A 12,701-nucleotide genomic window follows, 5' to 3' on the forward strand; every position below is an offset into this window, starting at 1 on the left:
GTGAGATCTCCCTGCCGCTTACGGCGTCGGCTCGGAGCCGGCAGGCACGTCCGCCGACTTGCTGCCCCAGCCCGATGGCAGCGTGAAGTTGGTCACCGTGCTCACATTGGTCTTGAGCTTGGTGTCGTACTGGGTGCTGCCGGTATCGGCGGTGCCCAGCTTGTTGGTCAAGCCGTCGCCGTCATAGTTGGCGCCGTACCAGGTGGGGTAGGGCGTCCGCACCCACTTGGCGTGGGTCGCGTCCTCGCTGTCCCAACGCAGCAGCATGGCGTGGTCCTCATGTTGGGTGTTGTGGCAGTGCTCCACGTAGCTGCCAGTGAAGTCGCGCACACGGATGGCCACGTCGATATCGCTACCGGAATCCTGCTCCGGTCCGAGACGGTACATGTCCTTGCGGGCGAACCGTTCCCAGGGGGGCGGCGCAAGTTTGTTCTTGAGGATGATCTGGCCTTCCTCGAAGTGGATGTGCGCCGGATGCGACCAGCCGCCGGAGGGGTTGCTCAGGTGCCAGATTTCCACGGCACCGCCCTTGCGGCGATCATTGGCATCCTTGACGCCGGTGGGGGCCGCTGAGATGCGGTCGATGTCGGCATTGAGGCCAGCCCCGCCATCGGTTGCCACTGTCCAGGGTAGCCCGTCGGTGATGGTGTCCGGCTTCTTGCCGTATATGAAGGTGCGGTGGATGGCGTTGTCCAGTTCCGCCTTGGTGAAGGTGGGCTTGGGCAGCAGCACTTTCTTGCCTGCCACGTAATCCGCAGGGTTCATGCTGGTGTCCTTGCAACCGCCGGTTGCGGCCTTGGCCGCATCATAGATGGGCGTGCCGGACTGGCAGGGCCGGATGCGGAACTCCATGAACTTGCCGACGGCGAAGTCCAGGTCGTTGTACCCGGTCTTGGGGTTGCCGTTGAAGGCGTTCCAGGCCAGGTTCAACTTCACGGGGGTCTTGATCGGACCCGCGCCGGTGGTGTGCTCCATCAGGTTGACCAGATAGACCTTGACGAAGTTGCCGTTCTTGTCCTTGGGCACCTGACTGAAATCGACGATGACGTCGTCGCGTTCGGCGATGGACTGGGTGGGCAGGCCCTCGTTGCCGGACTGGGCGTGGGGGAACAGCACGGCGTGCTCCATCAGGTTGCCGTCGTTGCCCACCATGTACATGGGTACCTGCTTGTAGGTGCCGGCCTTGGCCGGGTCCTCGTAGGCCATGGCGACCTTGAGGTAGCGCGACACGGAGCCGTTGAGGATGCGGAAGCGGTACTTGCGGGCGCGCACGTCCATGAAGGGCTTGTACACCCAGTTCACGGTCATCACGTCGCCCAGGTAGCCGTCGGTGATGAGCGGGTTGAAGAAGAGCTGACCGCTCTGGTCGAAGGCCTTGTCGCCGATCACCAGGTTCACGTCGTAGTCGCGGTTGCCCCAGCTTTTGGCGTTGCCGCTGGGGAAGCGCAGGTTGACGCCGTCGTTGATGGCCTCGTTGCCGCGGTCGATGCGGCTGTAGTAGTTCATCATCGCGGCGTTGCCCTTGTATACGTTCTGGGCGGTGAAGTCGAGCATGTGGTCGTGGAACCAATGGGTGCTCATGGTCTCGCGGTAGTCGCCGGGCACCTTGGCAAACTTGGCGCCGTCCGGCCCTTCGCAGGGGAACACGCCCACGGACGTTTCGCCCGGCTCGCAGGGCGTCGCGGCGCGGGCATCGTTGGCGTCCGGGTTGATGGAATCATGCCCCGCCAGGGTCATGGGCCAGCGGTAGTCGAAGTACTGGCCCGGATAGAAGAAGGCGCCGGCGAAGCCGTCGCTCTCGGCCGGGTTGTGGCCGTTGTGCTCATGGGTGGAAATGGTGTGGGTGCCAAAGCCGCGGTTGCTATCCAGGCTGTTGGTGATGGGCAGCGCATTGTAGTGGCGGAAGTGCAGGGTTTCGCCATAACGGGCCATCAGCAGCTTGGGCGGGATGGTGCCGTCGAAGGTCCACACGGCGCTGCGGTCCTGGTTGGGGAAACTTCCATTCAGCGGGTTGATGTTGACCGGGATGCCCGCGGTAGTGCCTTCGAAGCCCTTGATGTATTGGCCTTCCACCGTGGCTTGCGCGTCCTTCGGCGTTGCCCAATCCGGGCTTTCGGAACCTGGCGCATACGGCGAGGTCACGGTGTTGTAGTAAAGACCGCCGGGACCGAATTCGGTGAAGGCCGTGGTGCTCTTGTTCTTGTCGGTGATCTCGCCATAGCCGTGGGACTGCAGGCGGTCGCGGGCGCCGCCGCTGGTGCGCGCGTTGGCCATGATGGTCTGGAAGAAGCGCTTGGGCTGGAACTCGAAGTCGTTGAGATTTTTCGAGTGCTTCTGGTCCCAGCGCTGGTGGGCAAAATCCTCGCCCCAGGGGCGGCCATCTTCGGGCATGTTGCCGTCTGCCGCGCCTTCGCCGCAGTCGGCGATCTGGGTTTTCCAGGGGTTTTGGGCAACCTGGGGCTCATCAGGCTTGCTGGGATCGTTCTGGGCGGAGAATTGGCTCAAGGCCGGATAGACCGAATTCTTCTTGATGATTTCGTCGAGCCCCGCTCCGTTGATGTCCGGATTACCCAAGCAATCAACCGTATTTCCGACGACCGGGTTCGGCAGCTTCGGATAGGAAACGCTGCCGTCTGGATTGGTCGAGTTTTCGACCTTGTAGGGCTGGGTGCCGAACTCTTCGAACAGCACGATGCGCGCCTTGAAGGGGCTGGCGCCGAACAAGGGGCTGCGTTGCTCGAGGCCGGATGGGACGTTCAGGGTTGTTGCCCCGTAGGCCGATCCCGCCGTTAGGGCAAGGGTGGTGCCAACGGCCGCCGCCAGAGCGGCGTTGCGGCCTGGCGTCGCTGGCGGTCGCGACCGGCCGTGCGTGGTTTCATCGTATGACATAACAGAATCTCCGAACTTTAGGTGTACCGTCAGGCACAAAGCATCCGTGAGGCGGGAAAACCAGCAGGTTTCCACCTTGCGGCGCAATGCCGTCACTTCAAAATCAATGGGGTATGGTTCAGCCTATGAAATCAGGACTAGCCTTACCCAGAAATGGGTTATATGTAACATTTATGTGGCATTAAATTCAGGTTTCACGCCTGCAACTTCGAGCAATTAACGGGACATTTCGTGCTTTTGTAAGCTTCCTTGCGACTGGCCTCATGGGTTCTTCGCGCCCTTGGGCGACGCAGAATTACCCTTCCGTTTGACCCATTAATTCCGCGAGACCTTGAAAAGGTTCATGGGCTGCGCAATAAATCAGAAAATTTGTTAGTTGGGTTTGAGAGTTAATTTCGTATGCCCGTATATGGGTTAATTGTCACAGAATTGTGACAATTAACGAGGAGCTGCAGATGCCAAAGGATGCTTTTAATAACAATAAGTTAAAGTGCTAATGGTCCAATTCGAGAATTGTTGTAACAAACCTGTGACAAATTCCGCCAAGGGGCGTCGAGTGGATAATTTCAGGATGAAATTGCGGCCTTATCGATGTCCCATGGGACTTGTCTGGATTTTAGAGAATGCTCTGATTCAGTCTGAATTCGAAGGAGTGCTAAAACTATTTTGCGGTTTCTGTCAAAAATATTGACAGTTGAAGTAAGGAAGCTCATGCATAGTGGTCCTGCGGGATCGAAGCCGATCAAGCCGGCGTCAATGCGCTTGAGCCAATGCCAAGAGTCGGGATGGTCTTAGTACTGTGGGAGGGTTAAATGAGAAGCCCCTTTCTCGCAAATAGCCTACCTTGATGGAGACGGCTGGGTTTCGAGGGTGTCGAGGACGGCAAGCTTGGATGGAGCCAACGGCTCTGTCGGCGAAAGTAGGGCGAGGGATCTTTGGCGGGGGAGAACGGTGAACGGGGCCGCCTGCTGCGGCCCGCGTCAATGTGATGTCTTCTATTGCATGGACAGGGCTTTTGCGTCGTTCGCGGCAAGTGGCTTGGTTTGGCGATCGTTGGCTTCGAGGTATTGCACCAGATCCTCGGCCTGTTGATCCGTGAGACGGAAGTTCGGCATGGGGATTTGCTTGTACGCCTTGTAGATCGCCAGGGCGGTCTTGTCCTTTTTGGCGATCAGCTTGTCCGGTTCCTTGAGCCAGCGCTTAAGCCAGTTGCGGTCGCGCTTTTTGGTGATTCCTGCCAGGCCCGGGCCGATATCGTCCGCTTCCGCCGTACTGACGCTGTGGCAGTTGGAGCAGCGAGGATAGAACAGCTTTTCCCCCGGCAGTTCCTTGGTGGGGTCCAGAATTGGCGCGTTGATGTGGGCATTGGCGATCCCCGATGCGCTGCCGGGCGATCCCAGTCGCTGGCCTATCACACGAACCAGCGCCGCAGTATCCTCGAAGGGGGAACGCTTGATCCATTGGCTGGCCGCCTCATTGCCCAAAAGGATATTGATGCTGTGCTGGTTGAGGGCAGTCTCTTGCTTGCCGTCGTTGCGGTACATGCCCAGTTTTTTGCGTATCAGGTCTACGTCGGCCTTGCCTCCGCTGAGGAAGAGCCAGCCCGGACCCACATGGAATTTGTCAGCGTAGGCTTTGAGCTCCTCGGGTTTGTCCCGTTCGCCGTCAATGCTGATGGTGTAGAAAAAGACTTCACGCCCGACCCGGTCCCCCAGGGCCTTCTGCACCTTGCGCAAGGCCGCGGTTTCCGCGGGGCAACTATCCTTGCAGCGGGTAAAGATGAAGTTGAGGGCAAACACCTTGCCTTTTAACAGGTCATCATAGAAACGGAGCTTGCGCCCGTCCTGATCGATCAGTTCCACATTGGGAAAGAAATTGGCGCCCCATGACGAGCCGGAGTCGGCGGCCCAGGCCGGGCCGCCCTCCAGGATCGCCGCGAGACCCGCCAGCAGTGCCAGAATCAGGGTCCGGGTGCTGGCTGAGATCTGCGGTTTCATGTGTATTACCTCGCTTGGTTCATGGCTTATTGAGGAGGCAGCGTCTTGACGTCGCGGGTCAACGCGGCGTTGGATGTGTCCACCTTGTTGGCGACTACGTCAGTGGCCTGCGCACCCCACGTGCCCGGATCCGTGCCCCACTTGGCCGGCGGCGTGAAGCCCAAAACGGTGCTGGAGGTAAAGCCGGTCTTGGCGTCGGTCTTGGTGCTGCCGGTGACGTAGGTGGGCACGGTCTGGGTTGGACCCAGGCGTTCTTTCGCGCCGTCGCTGCTCTCGCCCGCTTCGGCGTAGTAAGAGCCATCCCAATCCGGATAGGGTGTGCGTACCCATTTGTTGTGATCGCCCTGGCTGTCCCAACGCAGCAGCATGGCGTGGTCTTCATGCTGGGTGTTGTGGCAGTGCTCCACGAAGGTACCGGTGAAGTCACGCACCTTGATGGCGATGTCCACCTGGCCGGAGGAGTTCTGCTCCGGTCCTACGCGGTACATGTCCTTGCGGCCGAAGGCTTCCCAAGGCGGCGGAGCCAGTTTGTCGCGCCAGATGATCTGGCCTTCCTCGAAGTGGATATGAGCCGGATGCGACCAACCGCCCGACGGGTTCTTCAGGTGCCAGATTTCCAGGGAGTTGAGGGTCGGAGCCGCCGAGATCATATTGATCTCCGCGTTCTTGTCCGGGCCGCCGTCGGTGGCGATGGACCAGGGGTTGTTGTCCACTACGCCCGGAACGGCCGCCTTGCGCCCGAATACGAAGCTGCGGTGGCGAGCCTTGTTCAACTCGTCTGCGGTGTAAGTGGGCAGAGCCTGCATGACCCAGTTCTTGCCGGTACCGCCGTTGCCCGCCGCCGTGTAGTCGGCAGGGTTCATGCTCTGGTCGAGCTGGTTCGCCGCCATGGGCCGGATGCGGAACTCCATGAAGGTGCCGATGGCCGGATCGCCACCTTTGTAGGTGGACTTGACCACCCGCGGATCAGCCGGATTGAACACATTGGCCAGGGTCTGGGGAGTGACCAAAGGCCCGGTACCGGTGGTGAATTCCGCCAGGTTGACGAAGTACACCTTCTTCCACGCCGTGCAGACGTTCTGCACCTTGGTTTTGCAAAGCTGGCTGTTATTGAAGTCGATGATGATGTCATAGCGCTCGGCGATGGACTGAATGCCCATGCCTTCCATGGTTTTGCCTGCGACTTTCGGCGCATTACCGGTACCGAATTCCACGGCGTGCTGGAGCAGGTTGCCGTCGTTGCCGATCTGGTAGAAAGGCACCTGTGCGCCGGTTTCGTCCACCACCGCGATCTTGAAGTAGCGGGAGACCGAGCCATTGAGGATACGGAAGCGATACTTGCGGGCGCGAACGTCCAGATACGGCTTGTACATCCAGTTGACCAGCACCGCGTCACCGAGGAACCCATCGGATTGCAGAGGGTTGAACCAGAGTTGGCCCTGGGCGTCGAAAGCCTTGTCCGCCACCACCAGGTTGACGTCGTAGTCGCGGTTGCCCCACTCCTTCGCGGATCCGCTGGGGAGTCGCAAATTGACGCCATCGTTAACGGCCTCGTTGCCCCGGTCGATGGCGCTGTAGTAGTTCATCATCGCCGCGTTGCCCTTGTAGACGTTCTGGGCGGTGAAGTCGAGCATGTGGTCGTGGAACCAGTGGGTGCTCATCATCTCGCGGTAGTCGCCGGGAATATTGGCGGACCAAGCCTTACTGTTCGGATCCTGCACGCATTTCCAGCCGTTTACATTGTCTTCGCCATCGAAGCAAGGTGTGGCGGCGCGCTTGTCGGATGCCTTCGTGTTGATGGTGTCGTGACCCGCCAGGACCATGGGCCACCGGTAATCGTAATACTGGCCCGGATAGAAGAATGCGCCGGCGAAGCCGTCGCTCTCGGCCGGGTTATGGCCGTTGTGCTCGTGGGTGGTGATGGTGTGGGTGCCGAAACCACGATTGGCCGAAATGTCGATAGGCAAGCCGTTGTGGTGACGGAAAAGGATGGTGTCCGCGTAACGTGCCATCAGCAACTTGGGCGGCAGTGTGCCGTCGAAGGTCCATACCGCGTTGCGATCCTGAACCTGCATTTTGGGGTGCGGCAGAACTGGCATGCCTTTGGTGGTGCCTTCGAATTGTGACAGGTAGCCTCCATCCACGGAAGCAGCGGGATCATTGGGGGTTGCCGGTCCGCCGGGAGCGTAGGGGGAGGTCAAGGTGTTGTGGTAAAGCCCGCCCGGCGCAAACTCGCTGAACTTGCCGTTGGTCTTCGTGCCGTAGCCATGGGACTGCAGTTCGTCACGGGCACCGCCGCCGGTGCGGGCGCCGGCCATGATGGTCTGGAAGAAGATCTTCGGCTGGAATTCCATTTCCTTTGTGAGCTGATTCGGTTCGTCCCAGCGCTGATGGCCGAAATCATCACCGTCAGGCCGGCCAGAGGCAGGCATCGAATCCATCCCCGCAGTATACGGATTGCATTGTTTGATCTGCTCTTTCCAGGGGTTTTGATTGCGTATACCGTTGCTATCGACGTCCTCTTCGGAGTTCGCTTTCGGAAGCGGGCCCAAATGATCTGCCTTGATCACCTTGTCCAGTTCCGATTCGACATCGGCGGGATTGCCTTGGCAGTCGAGAACACCCGTCTTGCTGACCGGCGGAGCCAGCAGTTTCTTGCTGTCGTCGAGATCGTTGTAGGGTTGCGTGCCGAACTCCTCGAACAGGATGACGCGCTGGTTGAAGGCACGCTCCTTGAACTCTGTGGCGGTCATGCTGGTCTGTGCGGCGCCCGTGGGAATGGGCACGGTCCCGGCCTGCGCGGCGGTGCACGCTAGGGACAGGGCTGCTGCAACAGCCGCCGCCAGGCGTGATTCTTTTGCGATGAGGATCGACCCTCTATCGCGGTGCATCGCTGAATTATCTGTTTGCATTACGATCTCTCCGACTGAAGTTGTAAATTTTTGGCGCAAACCATCCCTAAAACGGTCAGTAAATAACTGGCCGTCCTTCGAATTCTGCTTTATGAATGACTAGATACTCTTTCCTGTTATTGGTTTTAAGCTTTAATGGTCTGCGCTAATTACTAGGTTGTAACAATTTAGAGACAGTTCTGATGCCCTAAAAATACGTTTGGCGTTCGGATCCCAGGCTGACGTACGCGGGATCGGAGTGCCACTCAATTCTCAATGCGGACTTTCAGGTTCATCCAAAACCACTCACATACACTTCCTGGTCATCCATTAATTCTGGAAGTATTAAAAAAGGTTCACATGCCTTTAAAAAAATATCAGAAAATCTTTTAGTTGCTCTCAATAGTTAATTTCATTTGCTCTAATTTGGGCGTCATGTATCAAAAATTGGACATTTGAAAGACCGATTGACGCGGTGAAAATTTAAAGATCAATGACTTAGGATTATTTTTTGGCGGAATAGGGATTTTTTGTCGCAGAATTGATACGCATCTGGAAGATGCGTACTTAGGTTTATAAAAATGCGAGAATATACTTCATGCGCCAAGTACTATCGTTGCGACACTGAATTTTCTATGTGAATTATAAAACCCAATATAAAGCTCAGAAAATAGTCAGTGAGCGACTGGTGCTAATTGTTTCCCGTGTGACTCAAAAAGGTTCATTTAATCTTGATATTTCACGACGGAATGATCTGGTCTTTGTTGGCGGGATGAAAGTTGACGAAGGCACGCTGCTGTCGAAGTGCTTGGCTCAGTGAGGCCTATGCGGGATTTCTTGATGGTTCGGGTGGTTTTATGTCAGTGAAGCCGTGTACGTCCCATCACGGCGATTCAGCAAGGTTTATTTGGGAACGTCCGTGCAATGCCATTCCCCACTGACACGCGGCCGAAGAGGGATCGCAGGAGGCAAATAGGCGACAGGATGCCTTCTGACCAGCCTGATGGACGATCAGAGAGTGTCACGGGATGCCTGCGGAGCGATCGGCGGTTCGTCTCGCCCAGCGTACAGTTCGCTAAGCGCGCCTGTGTGGCGGGGAAGGGAAAAGGTTATGTCTTGGTAAGCGAAGAACTGTGTCGGCTTCTCTCCCAAACGCCGATTGTGGGTAGGGCGCGGGTGCTTACAGGTTGCGCGAACTGCGACGTTGCTTCTTCGCGGCAGCGTTCTGCCCTCATTCCATTCATCCCCCTGCAAGTGGGAAGGAGCCAAGACATTTTCAACGCGAAAAGCGGACAAACAAAAAAGCCCGGCGCGCGGGCGCCGGGCTTTGGTGGCTTGCGGTCAGAGGTGCCGGATCAGGTCACTTGACTGGACCGGATACGACCGTTCCGTTGTTGCTGGAGGTGCAGCGTATCTGCCACGTACCAGACGCTGACGGAATGCTTCCGCCGGCGCTGGCTTGAATCTGCACGGCGCCTAAGGGGTCCACAGGCCCAGTGCCGATCAGTTGGGCTGTAGGCAGCGAAGTGTTGTTGTTTTTGATCAAGTAACAACTCACCGACGGCGTCAGTGGTGCGCCGAACCAGGTGTCGGTCAGCCGGATGTCCCACTTCGGTGAGTTGAAGCGCGCCCGGGTGACGGTCAGTGCTTCGGCCAAAGGCTCAACCACAACGGTTACAGTGACCGGCGTTGACCGTGCTCCGGCGATATTGGCCACCGAGTAGGTAAAGGTGTCGGTGCCGGCACCCGGGGCGCTCAAGGTCGTGGTGCAGACTCCAGGCGCAGAAGTCTTGCAAGGCCGGTAGGTGATCGCGCCGGTTGCGGTGTTTACCGTAGCCACGCCTCGGGTTCCCTGGGACTCAACCTTTATAGTGGCTGGATTGATAGCGACGCTTCCAGCGCCGGTGCTGTCATTGGTAAGCACGTTCGCGGTAAACGATGCCACGGTCGAATTCAGGATGCCAAAATTGTCCGCGACGCCGACCGGAGGGGCGGCTTGTGCATCGACGTGCAGGCTTACCTTGGCCACATTGGATATCTTGTTGGTAACCACATCCTGAATCGCATAGAAGAATGACGTGTCGTGGGTCGGCAGGCCCTCCGCTGCCGTATAGGTCACGGTACCACCCGAGGCGGGCGCTGATACTGTGCCTGAAGGCACGACCTCGCCATTCTTTTCGGTCTCGGGCTGACTGACCACGACAACGCGGTAGTTCGTCGGGGCGCCGGAGTCGTTTTGTCCGACGTTGAGGGGCGATTGTCCGGTACCGGTTACGCTAAACAGATCATCCTGTGCGATGGTGGTAATGGTGGCGTCGGACACGCCGGTCAGGGAAATGACGGTCTTGGAATCGCTTCCGCCGAGGCTGGATCTTACGTTGACGCTCTGCGGGGGTGACACGCGTTCCAGGAAGTCGTCGAGGTCCTTGACCAGCGCGACGTCCTTGGGATCGACCGCCGGGCAGTTGGAGTTTGGCGCACCGAATACACCATACGGCGGTGCCTCCAGGCTCGCCGGAGTGGACGCCAGGGTGCTTTCCGAATGGGCCGTCACGCAAAGGACATGGGAGTTGGGATCATAAATCGCCTTGGTGATGTCGATGGCATCCACCACGGAGGCGGTATCCTGTGATGCGGGCGTACTGGACAGGTTCGTCACCTTCACCAGCGGGGGGGGATCGCCGGCAAATTCCAGGTGTGCGAAGTAGGTGCCCGACGGCGTGTCGTTTTCTTTAAGCCTGACTCCCGGGACGGAGGGTGACTGGTCATTAGCGGCGGTGACAACCAGGTTTTGTCCGGGTGACGAAGTTGCCCAGATGTCCATGGCGTTTGTCGATCCGGTTTTCGCCGCATAGGTGGCCTTCTCAATTCGTGTGGCCGTTGGAATAGGCTGAGTCCACTTGATGCCGGAAAGTGAACCCAGAGGACTGAAGAATACATTCGATCCTTGCCCGAGATCGCATCCAGTGGGGCCCTCTATTTCGATGAAATTCTGGAAGTCGTGTTCAGGGTGGCGAGTCTTAGCCGCGCCGGTGTTGGGCACGGCGCTGCCGGTGTAGGTGTGTAGGACGTTCGGATCGCCGATGTACTCGTGGGCGGGACCGACGGGTTGCGGCACGATGATAGGTAAATCGGTATCCCAACTCAGGAATGGCCCGTGATGACCTTTGTGCGCCGCGCTGAAGTCGCCATTGATTGGCGTGACATCGTCGGTGTAGTTCAGCGATCGGGTTCCCGGTTCCAGGTCGAATTCATTGGTCCCAAACGGATGACGGATGATGTAATGCCCACCGCACCCGTCTGGCACATCCATACGCATTCGAATCCGGGAGAAGACCACTTCTGTCGGATTCGCAGGGTCGCGTATTGCCGGAGGCGCGCCGGTCGCACTCAGATACGCCATTTCCAGGGCAGCGACATAATTGAAGTTGATGTTGTTGCCTATATCATTGAAATTGAAAGCGCTGTAAAACGCTTCTCCACCCAGGTTTCCTGCGAAGCCAGCCGGGTCGGTGTCCGCCGGCGTGGTCAGGCACAATGGCCCGTTTGCGCTGGAGTCTGCGTATTTGCATATTCCCAGCACGTTATCATTGAAGTCCCGATACCATTGCGGAAATATCACAGTGGCATCATTGGGCCCGTGGTCTCTCAGGACGGCATGTGCCATGCTGCTCGCAAGGATTGATCCGGTGAGTATCAGTTGAACTGATCGGGCGATTTCTCTGCGTCTGCGGTGGTTATTCATCGGCGTTGGCCTCGTAAGTCCGTTCATTGATCGAGCGAGTATTGCGCCGACGCACAGAGCGACTTTGCTTACTCTTGGCTGTCATTGGCGCTTTCCTGATCTCGTTCGAACTGGCATGTCCAGCCGCTCGGGAAAGCGCTCACGTACATTGCGCAAAGCAGTCGCCGTGCCAGAATTAAATCAGAATAATTTCAATAAGTTGGTGTGGTGTTTTTCTGTGACTGGACAAAGTGTAAAGAATGCTTACTTCAAAATATGGGTAAATGTCCTTATGAAAGCCCTAAACCACTGACATTATTTAAGAAAGTGTTTGTCACGTAATTGTTACGATCATGTCCTGCATGAGATGTCTAGCCCTTGAGTCGCGGCGCTTGCCAGACAAACCGTGCATTTGGGAATCGACCACGAACGTCACATACTCATTCAACAAGTGCCGCATGCGCTGGTTCTAAAGCCCGGCCATACGCTGTTCGCGAGTGCTGTAAAGCAGGCTTAACAATTGAAGGACGATTCTTATATGAAATTGGGCCGTGGCGCATTGGCTATGCGTTTTCTGCGAATGCGCTGCTACGTGTGGGTGTAAATCTCTGCGCACGCGCCGATACTCCGTATTGAGAGTGCGTGTCGAGCTGTCCCTTGGGGGGCGTTCGTAAGCGCGCCGAATGTCCTTTCCACCCTATCCATCCAAATTACCTGCCTGACGTTTTATGAGAACAGATCCAATCCTTCTTCGGCATGCGCCTTTATGGCGCTTTTTCGCGTGGTTTGCCCTGGCCATAGTTACGTGGCTCTCGTTGACGCCGGAACCACCTTCGGTGCCCACCTACATTGGCTGGGACAAGGGCCAGCACTTTGCGGCCTATGCGGTGCTTACCTACTGGTTCGGCATGACCTATCAGAGGGTTTGGTCTGCGGCGCTCTTTCTTTTAGGTTGGGGCTTGCTCATGGAGGTGATTCAAGGTGTTGGGGGACTGCGTACCATGGATCCCTTCGACATGGTGGCGAACAGCATCGGCGTGGCTGGGGGGCTCTCACTGCTGTGGACGCGTTGCCGACTGCTTCTGGGCTGGCTGGAAAGCCGGGTCATCCCGCGATGGGGTCTAAATGCCTGAAGATGTATTTTGCTTACGGCTTCGAGCCGGGCTGCCGCTGTCGGCAATCGGCGACAGGAGCCGGGTC

6 protein-coding genes are annotated in these 12,701 nt (G+C 57.6%); 2 read left to right on the forward strand and 4 right to left on the reverse strand.

Translation table 11 applies throughout. From position 1 onward, the window contains the following. Window positions 1-18: 18 nt before the first annotated feature. The 3 genes from EK23_RS04685 to EK23_RS04695 form a co-directional block, all read right to left on the reverse strand. Entirely contained in the window at window positions 19-2,889 is a 2,871-nt protein-coding gene (locus EK23_RS04685) for a multicopper oxidase domain-containing protein (RefSeq protein ID WP_145998554.1), read from the reverse strand. A 995-nt stretch (window positions 2,890-3,884) separates the two neighbouring features. Next, entirely contained in the window at window positions 3,885-4,886 is a 1,002-nt protein-coding gene (locus EK23_RS04690; RefSeq protein ID WP_045224150.1) for an SCO family protein, read from the reverse strand. Between the two features lie 26 nt (window positions 4,887-4,912). After that, window positions 4,913-7,798, reverse strand: coding sequence for a multicopper oxidase family protein (locus EK23_RS04695; RefSeq protein WP_082053939.1), 2,886 nt, complete (start codon window positions 7,796-7,798; stop codon window positions 4,913-4,915). 616 nt (window positions 7,799-8,414) lie between these two features. Between EK23_RS04695 and EK23_RS23235 the strand changes: the two genes are divergently transcribed. Then, complete coding sequence (locus EK23_RS23235; protein ID WP_145998555.1) at window positions 8,415-8,597, forward strand: hypothetical protein; 183 nt, start codon at window positions 8,415-8,417, stop codon at window positions 8,595-8,597. 540 nt (window positions 8,598-9,137) lie between these two features. Here the strand turns inward: EK23_RS23235 and EK23_RS04700 are convergent. Beyond that, entirely contained in the window at window positions 9,138-11,444 is a 2,307-nt protein-coding gene (locus EK23_RS04700; protein WP_145998556.1) for an Ig-like domain-containing protein, read from the reverse strand. 785 nt (window positions 11,445-12,229) lie between these two features. Between EK23_RS04700 and EK23_RS04705 the strand changes: the two genes are divergently transcribed. Further along, a complete protein-coding gene (locus EK23_RS04705) occupies window positions 12,230-12,634 on the forward strand; it encodes a VanZ family protein (RefSeq protein WP_235281909.1) in 405 nt (134 codons plus the stop codon). Window positions 12,635-12,701 lie beyond the last annotated feature (67 nt).

The organism is Methyloterricola oryzae, assembly GCF_000934725.1.
GTDB classification, from domain to species: domain Bacteria; phylum Pseudomonadota; class Gammaproteobacteria; order Methylococcales; family Methylococcaceae; genus Methyloterricola; species Methyloterricola oryzae.